The following is a 16,385-nucleotide window of genomic DNA, read 5'->3' on the forward strand; positions in this document are numbered from 1 at the left end:
CTAGCGTGTCAGCCGTGTCAAGCGCCTTCGAACTCCGTGCGCCCGGTCCACGCGGCACTCCGCCCCTGCTCGCGCGGCTGGTGGACGACGCCGCGCTCTTCCCGCCGGGCAACGCGACCATGCCCGACGCGGTCCGCGGCCACCTCGACGCGAGGGCCGGCGACTGGGCCGGCGCGGTGGGGCTCTTCCTGTGTCCCGCGTCACGTCTGGCCGAGCTGATCACCGAGTTGATCAAGGTCAAGCCGGCCAAGCCGATCGCCCTGTCCCTCGTGATCGACACCGGTCTGGGCGGCGTGCCCAAGGCGGTCTCGATCGTGGAGTCGCGCAGCGAGCTGCTCGCGCTGCGCATGGTCGAGATGCCCGCGCCGTCCGACGTGGACGAGGTGTGGCTGGAACGCGTCTCGGAGTTCGTCCCCGAGGACGTGATCCGGGTCGTCGAGCCGCGCCGCGGCGGCCCCGAGTGGCTCGACGGCGTGCGCCGCGTCATCGAGCACGGCAGCTGGCCCAAGCTGCGCTGCGGCGGCCTGAGCAAGGAGAACTTCCCCAGCGTGGACGAGGTCGCCGACTTCCTGTCGGTGGTCTCCTCCGGCGGGGTCGCGTTCAAGGCGACCGCGGGCCTGCACCACGCCGTCCGCTACACCGACAGCGAGACCGGGTTCACCCACCACGGGTTCCTCAACCTGCTGGTGGCCACCGCCCGCGCGCTGTCCGGCGGCGACGTGCGGGCCGCGCTGTCCTCCTCCGACGGCGAGGCGCTGGCCAAGGAGGCGGGGGAGCTGTCCGACCAGGCCGCCCACGCCGTGCGCGGCGTGTTCGCCTCCTACGGCTCGTGCTCCCTGGACGAGCCCGTCACCGACCTGGAAGAGCTGGGCCTGCTGTGAGCTGGATCGACGACCCGGCGTTCACGCCGGACGCGCCCTTCGGGCCGCAGACCCTGCCCTACGGCGTCGTGCCCGGCGGAATCGCCGTGCGCGTCGGCGACCGGGCGCTGCTGCTGCGACCCCTCGCCGACCACTTCGGGGAGCGCCTGGCGCCCCTGGTGACGGCCCCGACGCTCAACCCCCTGCTGGCCGCCGGCCGGCCGGTCTGGAGCGAGCTGAGGGCCAAGCTGGTCGAGCTGGTCACCGCCACCTCCGCGCCGCGCGGCGCGGAACTGGTCGGGCTGGACGGCGCGGTGCTGCCGTTCGAGGTCGCCGACTACGTGGACTTCTACTCGTCGCGCCACCACGCGGAGAACGTCGGCCGGATGTTCCGCCCCGACGGCGACCCGCTGCTGCCCAACTGGACCCACATCCCCATCGGCTACCACGGCCGCGCGGGCACGGTGGTCGTGTCCGGGACGCCGGTCGTGCGGCCGGAGGGCCAGCGCCGGTCGTCGGACGGGCCGGTGTTCGGCCCCAGCCGCCGGTTGGACATCGAGGCCGAGGTGGGCTTCGTGTGCGGCGGTCCGGTGGCGTCCCGGCTGTCCCCGGCCAAGGCCGTGGACCACGTCTTCGGCGTGACCCTGGTCAACGACTGGAGCGCGCGGGACATCCAGGCGTGGGAGTACCAGCCGCTGGGCCCGTTCCTGGGCAAGTCCTTCGCCACCTCGGTGGGCGCGTGGATCACGCCGCTGGAGGCGTTCTCGGCGGCCCGCGTGACCCCGCCCCCGCTGGGCAACGACGTGCTGCCGTACCTGGTCGAGGACCGGCCGTGGGGCCTGGACATCCGCATCGAGGTCGAGTGGAACGGCGTGCTGGTGTCGCGCCCGCCGTTCCGGACGATGTCGTGGACGTTCGCGCAGCAACTCGCGCACCTTTCGTCCAACGGCGCTACCGTCAGGCCGGGTGACCTGATCGCGTCGGGCACCGTGTCCGGCCCGGAGCGCGACGAGCGCGGCTCGTTCCTGGAGCTGAGCTGGGGCGGGCAGGAGCCGGTCGCGGTCGGGGACGCCGAGCGCACGTTCCTGGAGGACGGCGACACGGTGCGGATCACCGCGACGGCCCCCGGCGGCAACGGGTCGGTCGTGGGCCTGTCCGAGGTGGTCGGCACCATCGCGCCCGCGGTCTCGGAAGGGTAGGGACGCCTGGTGGCCAGACCTGACCCGCGCGGCAAGCTGCCGCTGCCCGCCGGGTCCAAGGAGAGCTCGCTGACCCTGGAGCGGGGCCTGGCCCTGCTCCAGGCGGTGGCCGACGCCGAGTCGGAGGCGCCGTCGATCAGCGAGCTGGCCGCCGCCATCGGCGCCTCCCGGGCGGCGGTGTACCGGCTGCTGGTGCCGCTGCAGTCGCGCGGGCTGGTGCGTCGGGAGGGGTCCAAGGTCCGGCTGGGCCTGGGCGTGCTGCGGCTGGCGTCCAACGTCCTGCCGCAGCTGCGCCTGGCCGCCCAGCCCGCCCTGCGGACCCTGGCCGAGCAGGTGGGCGCCACCGCGCACCTGACCGTGGCGGACGGGTCGGAGGCGCAGGCCGTGGCCGTGGTGGAACCGTCCTGGACGGCCTACCACGTGGCGTACCGGGTGGGGTCGCGCCACCCGGTGCACCGGGGCGCGGCGGGCAAGGCGATCGGCCTGTCCCCGGAGGGCCGGCAGTGGGTGCACTCGACGGGCGAGTTGCAGCCGGGCGCGTTCGGCGTGGCGGCGCCCGTGCGGGGCGTGCCGGGCCTGCGGGCCAGCGTCGGCGTGGTGGCCCTGGAGAAGCTGGACGGCGACGTGGTGGGCCCGCAGGTGGTCCGCGCGGCCCAGGAGGTCGCCGACGCCCTGCGCTAGGCGAGCGCCTGCCACAGGGCCAGCGCGGCGAACACCGCGAAGATCGTGCCGCTCACCCGTTGGACCAGGTGCGTCGGGATGCGCGTCGCGATCTTCCGGCCGACCAGGACCGCGATGCCGGCCACCGTCACCAGGGCCAGGAAGGCGCCCAGGCCCACGAACACCGGGGTGCCGTAGCGGGCGGCGAGGGCGGCGGTGCCGAGTTGGGACGCGTCGCCCCACTCCGCCGCGAACAGGACGCCGAAGGACGTCAGGGCCGCGCGGCCGAAGGGGACGGCGTTCGGCGACCCCGCGCCGTCGGTGGCGTCGTCGTCCTTGGCGAAGCTCTCCTTGAGCAGGAGGAACGCGCCCACGCCGAACAGCACCGCCACCACGCCCGCCACCAGGCGGTCCGGGAGGAGGGTCAGGACGCCGCCGAAGGTCGCCGCCACCACGCATTGGATCGCGAACGCCGCCGTGACGCCCACGAACACCGGCAACGCCCGGTAGCGGGTGGTGAGGACAAGGGTCGCGACCATGGTCTTGTCCGGCAGTTCGGCCAGGAAGATGATGCCGAACGCCGTTGCCAGCGCGATGAGTTCCGGTGCCACGAGTACCTCCACGTCCGTAAAACCCGGACGGAGGCAGCACGACCCCGACCGGGCGTGTTGCGCTGCCCGGCCGGAGGTCTCGTTCGCCCGTTCACGAGAACGGGTGAGGGACCGGATCCGCTCGAAGGCGGGATCAGTGTGTCGATCACCTCGCCGTGACCGCAGAACCACACGGTCGCGGGAACTACTCCCCTCTGGCGGAACCTACTTTAGGTGACGCATACCCGCAGGTCGACGTGACGCCGGACGCACCCGGGAGGGAGGACCTTGGTCCCGGGCCGGACGGGACCGTCGTACCTGAGCGGGACCACCCCGCCGGACTTACCGTCGTCGCCGTGGACGTACTCGACCTGGCGCGGTGGCAGTTCGGCATCACCACCGTCTACCACTTCCTGATGGTGCCGCTGACGATCGGCCTGTCGCTGCTGGTCGCCGGCATGCAGACGGCGTGGGTCCGCACGGGGGACCGCAAGTACTACAAGATGACGAAGTTCTGGGGCAAGCTCCTGCTGATCAACTTCGCCATGGGCGTGGTGACCGGCATCGTGCAGGAGTTCCAGTTCGGCATGACCTGGAGCGCCTACTCGCGGTTCGTCGGCGACGTGTTCGGCGCGCCGCTCGCGATGGAGGGCCTGGTCGCGTTCTTCGTCGAGTCCACGTTCCTCGGCCTGTGGATCTTCGGCTGGGACCGCCTGCCGCGCAAGGTCCACCTGGCCTGCGCCTGGGCGTTCTCGCTGGCCACGATGGCCTCGGCGTACTTCATCCTGGCCGCCAACTCGTGGATGCAGCACCCGGTGGGCGTCGAGCTGGTCGACGGCCGGCCCCGGCTGACCTCGATCTGGGAGGTCCTGGGCAACAACACCGTGCTCGCCGCGTTCCCGCACACGATCTTCGGCGCGTTCGCCGTGGCCGCCTCGTTCCTGGTCGGCATCGCCGCCTGGCACCTGTGGAAGCGGTCGGCCGAGGAGCCGGTGTGGCGGTCGTCGGTCAAGCTCGGCACGTGGGTCGGCGTCGTCGCGTTCGCCGGGCTGGCGATCAGCGGCGACCTCCAGGGCAAGCTGATGTTCGAGCAGCAACCGATGAAGATGGCCGCCGCGGAGGCGTTGTGCCACACCGAGCGGCCGGCCGCGTTCTCGGTGTTCGCCATCGGTGACGTGTCGCGCCCGGACTGCGAGAACGTCAAGAGCGTCACCGTGCCGGCGCTGCTGTCTTTCCTGGCGCACAACGACTTCTCGTCCGAGGTCAAGGGCATCGAGGAACTGGTCCCGATGTACCAGGCCAAGTACGGCGCGAACTACCCGGTGGACGAGCGGCTGGGCGAGCTGTCGGGCAAGCCCATCGACTACGTGCCGCTGCTGCCGGTGACCTACTGGGGCTTCCGCCTGATGATCGGCTTCGGCGCGATCGCGGTCGGCGCGGGCCTGCTGGTCCTGTGGCTGACGCGGGGCGGGCGGGTGCCGACCGGGCGGTGGTTCCGGCTGCTGGCGCTGGGCAGCATCGCGACGCCGTTCCTGGCCAACAGCTTCGGCTGGATCTTCACCGAGATGGGGCGGCAGCCCTTCGTCGTGGTCCCGAACCCGAGCGGCGTGGACGGGGTGTGGATGTTCACCGCGCGCGCCGTGTCGAACTCGACGCCCGGCGAGGTGCTGACGTCGTTGATCGCCTTGACGCTCGTCTACGGGGTGCTCGCGTGCGTCGAGGTGTTCCTGGTCCGGCGGTACGTCCGCGGCGGTGTCGCGGGCGTGCTGCCGGACCACGGGCCGGACTCGGACGAGCCGGACCAGCGCATAGACGACGACGTCCTGTCGTTCGCGTACTGAGGGGTTGTCGTGGAGACGTTCTGGTTCTGCGTGATCGCGCTGCTGTGGCTGGGCTACCTGTTCCTGGAGGGCTTCGACTTCGGGGTCGGCATGCTGCTGCCGGTGCTCGGGCGCGACGAGACCAAGCGGCGCGTGCTGATCAACACGATCGGGCCGGTGTGGGACGGCAACGAGGTGTGGCTGCTGGTGGCGGGCGGTGCGACGTTCGCGGCGTTCCCCGGCTGGTACGCCTCGCTGTTCAGCTCGGCCTACCTGCCGCTGGTGCTGTTCCTGCTGGCCCTGATCGGGCGCGGGGTGGCGTTCGAGTACCGCGGCAAGGTGGACTCGGTGCGCTGGCGGCGGGTGTGGGACACGGTCATCTTCGTGGGCTCGTGGGTGGCGACGCTCGGGGTCGGGCTGGTGCTGACGGCCAACGTGTTCGGGCTGCCGTTGGACGCCAACGGTGACCGCGTGGGCTCGCCGTTCGCCGCGGTGACGCTGGAGTCGTTGTTGGGCGCGTTGGCGATCGCCGGGTACGCGTTGGTGCACGGCGCGGTGTTCCTGTCGTTGAAGACCGAGGGCGAGGTGCGGGAACGTGCCCGTGCGGTGGCGTTGCGGGTCGCACCGGTCGCGTTGCTGCCTCTTGTCGTGCTGCTGCTGTTGGTGCAGCTGCGATTCGGGACGGTGTGGACGTACGCGGCGGCGATCGGTGTCGCGCTGGCGGCTTTCGGCGCTCTGGCGCGGTTGGCGCTGCGGCGCGAGGGGCAGGCGTTCGCGCTGATGGGCGTCGCGGTCGCGTGCGCGGTGGCGGCGTTGTTCGGTGCGCTGTACCCGAACGTGCTGCCGTCCACTTTGGACCCGGCGTTCTCGTTGACGGTGGAGAACGCGGCGTCGAGCCCGTACACGTTGACGGTGATGACGTGGGTGGCGGCGTTCGGGACGCCGGCGGTGCTGGTGTACCAGGGGTGGACGTACTGGGTGTTCCGCAAGCGCATCGGGACGCGGCACATCCCGAAGGTGCACGTGCCGCAGTAAGGGTCAGTAGTCCAGTTCGAAGTCGCGGTGGTCGTCGGGGTCGACCACCGCGTCGAGCTTGTTCCCGGCCCGCAGGCGGGGGTGGTACGGGGCGTCGTGCTCGATCAGGAACTCGGGCACGTCCGGGCCCTTGATCAGGAGCTGGACGCGGACCGTGGCGTCCTCGCCGATCGGCTCGTAGGTCAGGACGTGGGCGGTCGCGGGCAGGCCCACCTCGTCCAGGCGCAGCAGCCGCCGCTTGGCCCGTCCGGTCCCGCGCCACACGCCGATGCCCAGCGGCAACAGGAGCGCGGTGAGCACGATGCCGACGGTGCCGCCGTCGGTGGCCCAGTAGACGATCGGTCCGGTGACCATCAACGCCACGGCGAACGAGTGCAGGAAGACGTTGTGGCCCCGGTTGGCCCCGTGTACCTCGACGAACCCGCTCTCCCCCATTCCCGCACCTTAAGCGTGTTCCGCGGTGCCGCGGACGGGTTGGCGCGAGGTGCGGCCGGACGGAGGACGCCGGCGGGGGACCTAGGTCCTGCCACCGGGGGGACCCTCGTACCTGAGCGGGATGCCGTCCGGGCACCTACGGTCGTGGTGTGGACGTCCCCGGAACCCCTTCCGCCAAGAAGCCGGGGAGGGGTCCGCTCGGCGCGCTACCCGCCCTTTCGCCTTCGGCGCGCCGAGCGTTGGCCCTCTGCGGCGTGCTGGCCGCGCTGACTTCGGGAGCCCTGGTCTTCCAGGCCGTGACGCTCGCGTCCGCGCTGGTGGCCGGTGGCTCGTTGTGGCTGTTGGCGGGCGCGGTGGTGGCGCGGGCGGTGCTGGCGTGGGCCACCGAGACGGTCGCGGCGCGGGCGGCGGCGGGCGCCAAGGAGGAGCTGCGGGCCGCCGTGCTGGACCGGGCGCTGGGGCTGGGGCCGGCGTGGATCGTGTCCCGGGGGCCGGCGGAGCTGGCGGTGCTGGCGACCAAGGGCCTGGACGCGCTGGACGCGTACTTCACCAAGTACCTGCCGGCGCTGGTGACGACGGCGGTCGTGCCGGTGCTGGTCGGGGCGTGGATCCTGTGGACGGACCCGACGTCGGCGGTGCTGATCGCGGTGACGCTGCCGTTGATCCCGGTGTTCGCCATCCTGATCGGCAAGTTCACCTCGGCGCGGGTGGCCGCGGCGGCGACGGCGCTGGAGCGGCTGTCGGGGCGGTTGGCGGAGCTGGTGCGGGCGCTGCCGGTGCTGACGGCGTTCGGGCGGGCCTCGGCGCAGGCGCGGGCGGTCGCGGAGGTGGGCGAGCGGTACCGGAAGGCGACGATGGGGACGCTGCGGGTGGCGTTCCTGTCGGCGCTGGTGCTGGAGGTGGCGGCGTCGCTGTCGGTGGCGCTGATCGCGGTGGGGATCGGGCTGCGGCTGGTGTCGGGGGAGCTGACCCTGCTGACCGGCCTGGTGGTGCTGATCCTGGCGCCGGAGTGCTACCTGCCGCTGCGGGCGGCGGGGGCGGCGCACCACGCCTCGGAGGACGGGGTGGAGGCGGTGCGCCGGGTGGCGGAGATCCCGGAGGTGCGGCGCTCGCGGGGGTCGCGGGGGGACGGCCGGCGCGTGCGAGCCAGGGGTGGTCGGGCGGTCGCGGCGGTTCGGGATCAGGCGGTCGATGGGCGGCCGGTCGGGGTCCAGGTGCGGAACCTCCGGGTGCGGCGGCGGGGGCGGTTCGCGCCGGACGGGATCAGCCTCGTCGTGTGGCCCGGCGAGGTGCACCGGCTCGACGCGCCCAGTGGCGCGGGCAAGTCCACCCTGTTCGACGTCCTCCTCGGCTACGTAGAGCCCGACGGCGGCGAGGTCGTCCTCGACCGGGACGCCATCGCCTGGGTCCCCCAGCGGCCCGCCTTCGCCGGTCGCACCGTCGCCGACGAGCTCGAACTGACCACCGGCCGCGTCGACCGCGACGTCCTCGCCTCGATCGCCGCCGACCACCTGGTGGATCGTCGGATCGTTGAACTGTCGACAGGCGAACGCCAACGCGTCGCCATCGCCCGTGCGCTGACCCGCGTGAAGGATGGTTCAACAATCCTCTTGTTGGACGAGCCCACCGCTCACCTCGACCCCGCCACGGCCGCGAAGGTCATGACCGCGGTTCAAGGGGCAGCGGATGGCGGGGCCGCTGTTCTCTTGTCCACTCATAGGATTGTTGAACAAGGGGACAATCATCTGCCGGTGACGGCTGTGGAGCACGAGGTCGGTCGCGCGTCGAAACCCAAGACGCCGCGGCCGACCGGTCGGGTGCTGGCCGGGGCGGCGTTGGGGATCGCCGCCTCGGCCAGCGGTGTCGCGCTGACCGCCGTCGCCGCCCACCTGATCGCCAAGGCCGCGACGCAGCCGCCGATCCTGACCCTGTCCGTGCTGGTCGTGGGCGTGCGAACGTTTGCGCTCTCGAAGGGCGTCCTGCGCTACCTGGAACGCCTGGTGTCGCACGACGCCGCCTTCCGCTTCGCCGAAGACCTCCGCGTCCGCCTCTGGAACGCCCTGCGCCCGGGTCGCGCCGAGCTGACCCGCCTGGTGGACGACGTGGACACCGTCCGCGACCTGGTCCCGCGCGTGCTCCAACCACCGCTGGTCGCCGCCGGGGTCGGCCTGGCCACCACCGTCTTGTTCGCCCTGGTCCACCCGTGGGCGGGCGTCGCGGTCGGGCTTGCGGTCCTGCTCGGCGGCACGCTCGCGCCGCTGGTCGCCGTGGTCGCCGAGCGCCGGGCGAGCACCGTCCTGGCCCGCGGTCGGCGGCAGGTGTCCGAGGAGGTGCTCACCCTGCTGACCGCCGCACCCGACCTGATCGCCTTCGGCGCGGACCGGGAGGTCCGGGCGCGCCTGGCCGCGCACGACGCCGAGCTGGCCCGGATGGCCCGTCGGCAGGCGTGGGGCGCGGGCGCCGCGACCGGCCTCGTCCACCTCCTGCTCGGCGGCGCGATCGTGGCGTGTTCGGCGATCGCGGCCGGTGTCGATCCGCTGCTGGCGCCCCTGCTGGGACTCGTGCCCCTGGCGCTGGCCGAGGTGTTGGGCGCGTTGCCGGCGGCGGCTCAGCACCGGCAGGCGTTGCGCGAGGCGTACGGGAGGATTGTTGAGCAATCCGACGATTCAGCCAAGGTGATCGTTGAACAATCCGACGATGTGGTGTTGGAGGGTGTGACGGCCCGCTGGCCCGGGGCGACACGGCCGGTCCTGGAGCGGGTGAGCCTCAGGGCACCCGCCGGTACCAAGGTGGCCGTGGTGGGACCGTCGGGCGTGGGCAAGTCGACGCTGTTCGCGGTGCTCCTCGGCTTCGTGCGGCCGACCGAGGGGACGGTGCGCCGCCCGGCGCGGGTCGCCTGGTGCCCGCAGGAGCCGATGCTGGTGTCCACGACCCTGCGCGAGAACCTCCGCATCGGCGACCCGGCCGCCGCCGACGACCGCATGCGGGAGGCCCTCGCGCACGTGGGCCTCGACCTCGACCTGGACACGGTCGTCGGCCCGACCCTGCTCTCCGGCGGCGAGGCGCAACGCGTCGCCCTCGCCCGCGCCCTGCTGCACGACGCCGACGTCCTGCTCCTCGACGAACCCACCGCGCACCTGGACGAGTTGTCGGCCCGCCGCCTGCTCGACCTGGTCGACCGCCTGGACCGGACCGTCGTGCACATCACCCACCGGCCCGACGAGGCCCGGCGGGCGGACGTGGTGTGGGAGGTGTCCCGGGGACGAGTCGGGGTCGGGGCCTACCGTTGACGGCCGTGGACCCCGCCCTGGTGCTCGCCGCGTCGACCGAGATCACCTCCGCCGCCCTCGCCGGCGACGACCCGGACGCCGTGCTGCCCCTCGTCGTCCGCCGCGCCGCCGAGCTGGCCGAGGCGGACCTGGGCCTCGCGATGGCCACCGGCGACGACGGGACGCTCACCGTCGAGGCGTCCTCCGGCGACGTCGACCCGGTCGGCATCGTCCTGTCCCACCGCTCGTCCGCCGCCCGCGCCGCGCGGACCGGGGTCGCCGTGGTCGCCGACGACTTCACCACCGACCCGCGCACCGCCCCGTTCGTGCCGCAGTCGTTGCGCGGGTACGGCCCGTTCGCCGTCGCCCCGTTCGGCACGCGCGAGCGCAGGATCGGGGCGCTGGCCGTGTACCGGCGCAAGGGCGCGCCGCCGTTCAGCCCGGACACCGTCGAGGTGCTCACCGCGTTCGCCGCGCAGGCGGGCCTCGCGGTCGTGCTCGCGGAGGGTTCGACCGCGCGCCAGCGGATAGCGGTCTACCAGGAGCGCGAGCGGATCGCCCGCGACCTGCACGACGTGATCATCCAGCGGCTCTACGCGACCGGCGTCCAGCTCGAACTGCTCAACCGAAGGCTCAAGCTCGACGGCCGCGAGGCGAAGCGGCTCGCGGACTGCGTGGACCAGCTCGACCAGACCATGGCCGAGGTGCGCGCCACCGTCCGGGCGTTGCGCAGCGCCGACCCCGGCCGGCCCGCCGACGCCGACCTGCGCGCGTCCGTGCTGGCCGAGGCGCGCACCGCGGGCGACCTGCTCGGCTTCGAACCGGAGGTGCGGGTGGACGGCGACCTGGCCGACGTCCCCGCCGACCTGGCCGACCACGCGCGGGCGGCGCTGCGCGAGGCCCTGTCCAACGTGGTCCGGCACTCGGGCGCGGGCCGCGTGGAGATCGCCGTGACCCGCGACCCGGCCCGCCTGGAGCTGCGCGTGGCCGACGACGGCTGCGGCATCCCGCGCGGCGTGGGCCGGCGCGGCCTGCGGCACCTGGAGGAACGGGCGCTGGCCGCGGGCGGCGGGTGCGAGGTCACGTCGTCGCCGCGCACCGGCACGACGATCACCTGGCACGTGCCGCTGGGCTGACCGGGTCAGCGCGCGCGGCGGGCCACCCAGGCCGCCGCCTGAGTGCGGCGTTCCATGCCGAGCTTCTGCAGGACCGACGTCACGTAGTTCTTGACCGTCTTCTCCGCCAGGAACAGCCGCTCGGCGATCTGCCGGTTCGTCATCCCCTCGCCGATCAGGTCCAGCACGCGCCGCTCCTGCTCGGTCAACGCGTCCAGCACGTCCACCTCCGGCGGGCGGCGCATGCGGTCCAGGACCCGGGCCGTGGTCTGCGGGTCCAGCAGCGACCGGCCGGCCGCCACCTCGCGCACCGCGTTCACCAGGTCCTGCCCGCGGACCTGCTTGAGCAGGTAGCCCGACGCGCCCGCCATGATCGCGCCGACCAGGGCCTCCTCGTCGTCGAACGCCGTCAGGACCAGGCAGCGGACGTCCAGCCCGCGCAGCCGCCGGCACAGGTCCACGCCCGTCCCGTCGGGCAGGCGCACGTCCACCATCGCCACGTCCGGCCGCGTCGAGGTCGCGAGCACCACGGCCTCGTCCACCCCGCCGGCCTCGGCCACGACGGTGATGTCGTCCTCGTCGTCGAGCAGCTCGCGCAGCCCCCTGCGGACGATCTCGTGGTCGTCGACCAGCAACACGCGCACCGGCACGCAACAACCATAGGTCGAATGCCGGTACCGGTTGCGCGCGGACCTCAAGACAGTGCAGTACATGCTGGTACGCGCGATCGAGGAAGCCGACCGGATCGTCGTCGGCCGACTGGTGCTGGAGCTGTGGGGCGCGCACACCGCCGTCGCCCACGGCCAGGTGTTCTTCCCGGCCAGTCTGCCCGGGTTCCTGGTCGAGCAGCAGGACCAGGTGGTCGGCCTGCTCACCTACTCCGCCACCGACGGGTTCCTGGAGATCGTCACGATCGACGCCCTGCGAAGAGGCCGGGGCGTGGGGAGCTCGCTGGTCGAGGCCGCGGTGCAGCGCGCCCGGCAGCTCGGCTGCTCCCGCGTCCGGCTCACCACCACCAACGACAACCTCGACGCCCTGCGCTTCTACCAGCGGCGCGGGTTCCGGCTCACCGCGCTGCGGCCCGACGCCGTCCGCGAGTCACGCCGGCTCAAACCGGAGATCCCCTCGGTGGGGGACTACGGCATCCCCATCACCGACGAGCTGGACCTGGAGCGATGGGTCGCACCCCGGTAGTTGTCCACAGGCTCCACGCGGGTTGTCCACAGAGTTGTGCACAGGTCGTCAACGCCGGGGGAGCGAGCTGAACACCTCGTCCCAGGCGGCGGCGACCTGGCGCGCGCACGTCTCCGGCGCCACCCCGCCGACCCCGGTGCCCAGGCCCGGCATCGCGATCGTCCGCACCGCCGCGCGCACCGGCCGGCCGTCGTCCAACCGGCCGTCGCGCCACAGCCGCAGCACGGCCCGCGCCGCCAGGTACGGGTGCACGGTGTCCGCCGGCAGGTGCTCGCCCGCCGTGCGCAGGGTCGGCGCGCTGATCAGCCACTCCGGCTGCGGCTCGCCGGTCGGCACCACCAGCGCCTCGCCCACCGGCAGCTCACCGCCGTGCAGCGCCAGCACCGCGCTGCGCACGTGCGCCTCGACGTGGGGGAAGGCCCGGGCGTACACGGCGTCCATGCCGGTGCGCATCCAGCCCGAGGAGTTCGCGGGGCTCACCACGGCCTCGGCCACGATGTCGAGCACCGAACCCCGGTGCACCTCGACACCGCTGCGGCCGTCGGCGACACCCAGCCACGCCGTCGCGAGGGGCTCGTCGACGGCGCACAGCACCAGACGGGGAACAGCTACCGGAGCGTTGATCTCACCCTCCGTATCGGCGGACACAGCCGCAAGCATTCCAGGACACAGGGGTCCGGCGGAACGGGGCCGGGCCTCCGCCGGCCGGGTGATCCTCGCCTCAGCGGCGGCCACCCGCCGTGGTGCTCGTATGGTTGCGGCGTGCTCGCCTACTTCGGACCACAAGGGACGTTCACCGAGCAGGCCGCCCTCGGCCTCGGTGCGTCCCCCGCCGACCTGGTCCCGTTCGACACCGTGCCCGCGGCGCTGGCCGCGACCCGCCGGGGCGAGGCCGAGGCCGCCTGCGTGCCGGTGGAGAACTCCGTCGAGGGCGCGGTCCCGGCCACCATGGACGCCCTGACCGAGGGCGAACCGCTCGTCGCCGTCGCCGAGACGGTGCTGGACGTCCGGTTCAGCGTGCTGGTGCGGCCGGGCGGCGGCGAGGTGAAGACCGTCGCGAGCCACCCGCACGCCCTCGCCCAGGTCCGGCACTGGCTGGCCGAGCACCTGCCGAACGCCGACGTCGTCGCCACCACCTCCACCGCCGCCGCCGCGCGGGCCGTGCTGGCGGGCGAGTTCGACGCGGCCGTGAGCGCGCCCGTCGCCGTGCGGCACTACCCGCTGGAGGTCCTGGCCACCGACGTGGCCGACGTCCGCGACGCCAAGACCCGCTTCCTGCTCCTGCGCCGCCCCGGCGCGCTGCCCGCCCCCACCGGCCACGACCGCACGTCGGTCGTGATCACCGCGACCGACCGGGTCGGCGCGCTGTCCGACCTGCTCGCCGAGCTGGCGCTGCGCGGCATCAACCTGACCCGCATCGAGTCCCGGCCCACCAAGGGCCGCCTCGGCGAGTACCGGTTCTACATCGACTTCGACGGGCACGTGGCCCAGCCGCGCGTCGGCGACGCCCTCGCCGCGCTGCGCCGGCACTGCCCGGACACCCGGTTCCTCGGCTCCTACCCGAAGGCGGAGGCCGGCGGTCCGACGCCGGGCGACGAGGAGTTCGTGGCGGCGGCCGAGTGGCTGGCCGCGGTGCGGGAAGGGCGGGGCGCGTGAAGCTGATCCTGGTGCGGCACGGCGAGACGGCGTCGAACCTCAAGATGGCGCTGGACTCGCTGCCACCCGGCCCGCCGCTGACCGACGCCGGGCTGGCGCAGGCGGCGGCCCTGGGCGAGGCGCTGGCGGACGTGCCGGTGAGCGCGGTCTACGCCAGCGCGGCCGTGCGGGCGCAGCAGACGGCGGCCCCGGTGGCGGCGGCGCACGGCCTGGCCGTCGAGGTGCTGGACGGGGTGCAGGAGATCTTCTGCGGCGACCTGGAGGGCCGGCACGACCGGGAGGCGTTCGACCTGTTCCTGGCCGCCGCGCACCGGTGGGCGGCGGGCGACCTGGACGCGCCGATCCCCGGCGGCGAGACCGGCCGGCAGGTGATCGAGCGGTTCGTGGCCGCGGTGGACGACGTGTCCGCCCGGCACGCGCCGGACGACACGTTCGTGCTGGTCAGCCACGGCGGCGCGATCCGGTTGGCGGCGCTGGCGATGGCGAAGAACGTCCAGCCGGCGTTGCTGGAGGCGGGGTTGCTGCCCAACACGGGCCAGGTCGTGCTGGAGCACGACGGCGCGGGCTGGGTGTGCACGTCGTGGACCGGGGTGGACCGGATCCACTAGCGCTTGCGCAGGTCGTGCTGGCTGCGGGTCTCGGTGACCTCGCGGCCGTGGGCCCGGTGCGTGACCGACGCCCACCACAGGCCGTCGGGGCGGGCCCTCGGCTCCCACACCAGCGTGCCGGGCACCCACGCGTCGCCGACCCGCACCAGGCACGGCTTGCCCGCCGGCGCGCGGTCGTGGCGGCGCAGCCACTCCGGGGTGCAGCAGTGCTCGCACGGCTGCAGCTCGCCCGGGTCCACCTCCGCCCACCGCACCGGCACGGCGTCGTGCACGTCGTTGCCCCGGCGCTCGGCGTAGCGGTGGCCCTTGCGCAGGAAGTCGCACTCGCGGTCGTTGTGGTAGGCGCGCCCGCCCTTGGTGCGCCAGCCCTGCTTCAGCACGCCCGGCGGCGGCGCCTTGCACAGGTGGCACATGCCGGCCGGCAGCTCGTGGACGCACTCGTCGGCGCTCATCCCCACCCGAGCTCGTGCAGCTTGTCGTCGTCGATGCCGAAGTGGTGGGCGATCTCGTGGATCACGGTGATCGCCACCTCCTCCACGACGTCGTCCTCGGTGTCACAGACGTCGAGGATCGCCTCGCGGTAGATGGTGACCCGGTCCGGCAGGACGCCGCCGTAGTCGGTGGTGCGCCGGGTCAGCGCGATCCCGGTGTAGAGGCCGAGCAGGGACGGCTCCTCCGGGTTGCGGTCCTCGACCAGCACGACCACGTTGTTCATCGCCGCCGCGAACTCCGGCGGCAGGAGGTCCAGGGCGTCGGCCACCAGCTCCTCGAACCGCTGCCGGGTCATCTCCGCGGGCACGGCGTCACCTCGTGGGTTTCGGCTCGGACGAGCCGGTCGACGTGGGGGTCGCCGACGCCGAGGACGTCGCCGACGCCGCGCTGCTGTTGGACTGCGAGTGCAGCGGCGCGCCGGTCGGCTCGTCCTGCTGCACGGCCGTGGTCTGCGGCGGGTTCGACGTGGTCAGCGGTGGCGCGTTGGGGTTGCGGATCGAGCCTTCCCACGGGTTCAGGCCGGTGCCGTCGGTGGCCGCGCCGACCTTGCAGTTCGCGCGGTGCGAGCCGGCCGCCCAGCTCTCCGCCGCCCGCGTGTCCCAGGTGACGACCAGGCCGCGCGCCCTGAAGTCCAGACCGCCGGAGTACTCGGCGGCGATCCGCGCGCACTCGCCGGACAGCACCTCGTCCTGCCGCTCCACCGACGGGAAGTCGCCCGCGGGCAGCGTCACCACGCCGACGATCTCGAACGCGTGCGGCTTGACGCACTCGACCGGGTCGCCCACGCCACGCGCCTCGGTGATGCCCAGGCACACGCCCGGGTCGTAGACGTCGGACTGGTCCTGCGTCTTGGCCGTGCCGTACGCGGGCAGCAACCCGCCGGCCGGTCCCGCGACCTGCAACCCGCAGCGCACCGTCCGCTGCCCCTCCGCCCACAGCCGCTCGCCGGGGTTGAGCGGGCCGACGGTGTACTTGCCGAACGGGTCGAACCGGCCGCCCAGGTAGTCCAGGGAGGTCTTGGTGCAGTACTCCTCGCTGATCTTCTGCCACTGCTCGTCGGTCGGGAACGGCGCCTGCGGCCCGTACCCGGGCCCGATGTCGGCCACGCCGGTGACCTCGAACATGTGCTGCGCCGAGCAGTCGACCTTGGCGACGTCGGACAGGTTCGCCCGGGTCCAGTTCAGGCAGTCGCCCGCCTGCGAGGTGTAGACCGGGTTCACGGCCTCGGTGGCCCCGCCGCCGACCGGTCCGCCGGCCACCGGCCACGACGTGAAGGTGCTCAGCGCGAGCAGGCCGAGCGCACCGACGAACGCGCCGAGCATGACCAAGTGGTCACCTCGACGAAACCAGCGAGCGCTCATGGACATCTACTCCATGATGCCTGTGCCGACCGCGCTGCCAACCGGGCGGGTGGACTGTGTTGCTATTGGGACACTCGTCACCCATTCGGCG

The 16,385-nt window shown here is 73.3% G+C and carries 17 protein-coding genes; 10 read left to right on the forward strand and 7 right to left on the reverse strand.

What is annotated here, in order from left to right:
• The first annotated feature begins 14 nt into the window (after positions 1–14).
• Genes AB0A74_RS05670 through AB0A74_RS05680 form a run of 3 tightly spaced genes read left to right on the forward strand, consistent with a single transcriptional unit; the run spans position 15 to position 2,740 of the window.
• Positions 15–881 carry a hypothetical protein gene (locus AB0A74_RS05670; protein WP_358247711.1) on the forward strand — a complete coding sequence of 289 codons (867 nt, stop codon included), beginning with the start codon at positions 15–17 and terminating at the stop codon, positions 879–881.
• The gene (locus AB0A74_RS05675; protein WP_358247712.1) at positions 878–2,059 is read left to right on the forward strand and encodes a fumarylacetoacetate hydrolase family protein; all 1,182 of its coding nucleotides are present in this window, start codon (positions 878–880) and stop codon (positions 2,057–2,059) included. The genes AB0A74_RS05670 and AB0A74_RS05675 overlap by 4 nt, the downstream gene beginning before the upstream one ends.
• 9 nt (positions 2,060–2,068) lie before the next feature.
• Positions 2,069–2,740 carry a helix-turn-helix domain-containing protein gene (locus AB0A74_RS05680; protein ID WP_343933668.1) on the forward strand — a complete coding sequence of 224 codons (672 nt, stop codon included), beginning with the start codon at positions 2,069–2,071 and terminating at the stop codon, positions 2,738–2,740.
• Here AB0A74_RS05680 and AB0A74_RS05685 read toward each other — a convergent pair.
• On the reverse strand, positions 2,737–3,330 hold the full coding sequence (locus AB0A74_RS05685) for a TMEM165/GDT1 family protein (protein ID WP_358247713.1): 594 nt from the start codon (positions 3,328–3,330) through the stop codon (positions 2,737–2,739). The genes AB0A74_RS05680 and AB0A74_RS05685 overlap by 4 nt on opposite strands.
• A 335-nt stretch (positions 3,331–3,665) precedes the next feature.
• Here AB0A74_RS05685 and AB0A74_RS05690 point away from each other — a divergent pair, with 335 nt between their 5' ends.
• Together AB0A74_RS05690 and cydB are read left to right on the forward strand one after the other, a co-directional pair.
• Positions 3,666–5,150, forward strand: coding sequence for a cytochrome ubiquinol oxidase subunit I (locus AB0A74_RS05690; protein WP_358247714.1), 1,485 nt, complete (start codon positions 3,666–3,668; stop codon positions 5,148–5,150).
• A 9-nt stretch (positions 5,151–5,159) separates the two neighbouring features.
• Positions 5,160–6,164 (forward strand): cytochrome d ubiquinol oxidase subunit II, encoded by a 1,005-nt coding sequence (cydB, locus tag AB0A74_RS05695; protein ID WP_358247715.1) that lies wholly within the window; start codon positions 5,160–5,162, stop codon positions 6,162–6,164.
• 3 nt (positions 6,165–6,167) lie between these two features.
• On the opposite strand, the gene AB0A74_RS05700 is transcribed toward cydB, so the two are convergent.
• Positions 6,168–6,599 (reverse strand): hypothetical protein, encoded by a 432-nt coding sequence (locus tag AB0A74_RS05700; RefSeq protein WP_358247716.1) that lies wholly within the window; start codon positions 6,597–6,599, stop codon positions 6,168–6,170.
• A 149-nt stretch (positions 6,600–6,748) separates the two neighbouring features.
• Here AB0A74_RS05700 and cydD point away from each other — a divergent pair, with 149 nt between their 5' ends.
• A complete protein-coding gene (cydD, locus tag AB0A74_RS05705; RefSeq protein WP_358247717.1) occupies positions 6,749–9,889 on the forward strand; it encodes a thiol reductant ABC exporter subunit CydD in 3,141 nt (1,046 codons plus the stop codon).
• Positions 9,886–11,004: a GAF domain-containing sensor histidine kinase gene (locus AB0A74_RS05710; protein ID WP_358247718.1), complete on the forward strand. Its 1,119-nt coding sequence runs from the start codon at positions 9,886–9,888 to the stop codon at positions 11,002–11,004. The genes cydD and AB0A74_RS05710 overlap by 4 nt, the downstream gene beginning before the upstream one ends.
• Before the next feature lie 5 nt (positions 11,005–11,009).
• Here the strand turns inward: AB0A74_RS05710 and AB0A74_RS05715 are convergent, their stop codons facing one another.
• Entirely contained in the window at positions 11,010–11,633 is a 624-nt protein-coding gene (locus tag AB0A74_RS05715; RefSeq protein WP_358247719.1) for a response regulator transcription factor, read from the reverse strand.
• Positions 11,634–11,694: 61 nt separating this feature from the next.
• On the opposite strand from AB0A74_RS05715, the gene AB0A74_RS05720 reads away from it, so the two are divergent.
• Positions 11,695–12,177, forward strand: coding sequence for a GNAT family N-acetyltransferase (locus AB0A74_RS05720; protein ID WP_358247720.1), 483 nt, complete (start codon positions 11,695–11,697; stop codon positions 12,175–12,177).
• Positions 12,178–12,225: 48 nt separating this feature from the next.
• Here AB0A74_RS05720 and AB0A74_RS05725 read toward each other — a convergent pair whose 3' ends face one another.
• The gene (locus AB0A74_RS05725) at positions 12,226–12,837 is read right to left on the reverse strand and encodes a macro domain-containing protein (protein WP_358247721.1); all 612 of its coding nucleotides are present in this window, start codon (positions 12,835–12,837) and stop codon (positions 12,226–12,228) included.
• A 102-nt stretch (positions 12,838–12,939) separates the two neighbouring features.
• On the opposite strand from AB0A74_RS05725, the gene pheA reads away from it, so the two are divergent.
• Together pheA and AB0A74_RS05735 are read left to right on the forward strand one after the other, a co-directional pair.
• Positions 12,940–13,833, forward strand: a complete 894-nt coding sequence (gene pheA, locus AB0A74_RS05730; RefSeq protein WP_358247722.1) for a prephenate dehydratase — start codon at positions 12,940–12,942, stop codon at positions 13,831–13,833.
• The gene (locus AB0A74_RS05735; protein ID WP_358247723.1) at positions 13,830–14,441 is read left to right on the forward strand and encodes a histidine phosphatase family protein; all 612 of its coding nucleotides are present in this window, start codon (positions 13,830–13,832) and stop codon (positions 14,439–14,441) included. Before pheA ends, AB0A74_RS05735 begins: the two co-directional genes overlap by 4 nt.
• Here the strand turns inward: AB0A74_RS05735 and AB0A74_RS05740 are convergent.
• The 3 genes from AB0A74_RS05740 to AB0A74_RS05750 are packed head-to-tail and all read right to left on the reverse strand — an operon-like array spanning position 14,438 to position 16,294.
• On the reverse strand, positions 14,438–14,893 hold the full coding sequence (locus tag AB0A74_RS05740; RefSeq protein ID WP_358247724.1) for a hypothetical protein: 456 nt from the start codon (positions 14,891–14,893) through the stop codon (positions 14,438–14,440). The two genes, AB0A74_RS05735 and AB0A74_RS05740, sit on opposite strands and share 4 nt — an antisense overlap.
• On the reverse strand, positions 14,890–15,240 hold the full coding sequence (locus tag AB0A74_RS05745) for a metallopeptidase family protein (protein ID WP_358247725.1): 351 nt from the start codon (positions 15,238–15,240) through the stop codon (positions 14,890–14,892). The genes AB0A74_RS05740 and AB0A74_RS05745 overlap by 4 nt, the downstream gene beginning before the upstream one ends.
• A 4-nt stretch (positions 15,241–15,244) precedes the next feature.
• Positions 15,245–16,294 carry a septum formation family protein gene (locus AB0A74_RS05750; protein WP_358247726.1) on the reverse strand — a complete coding sequence of 350 codons (1,050 nt, stop codon included), beginning with the start codon at positions 16,292–16,294 and terminating at the stop codon, positions 15,245–15,247.
• Positions 16,295–16,385 lie beyond the last annotated feature (91 nt).

This window comes from Saccharothrix sp. NPDC042600 (genome assembly GCF_040647305.1).
In the GTDB taxonomy this organism is placed as follows: Bacteria; Actinomycetota; Actinomycetes; order Mycobacteriales; family Pseudonocardiaceae; genus Actinosynnema; species Actinosynnema mutabilis.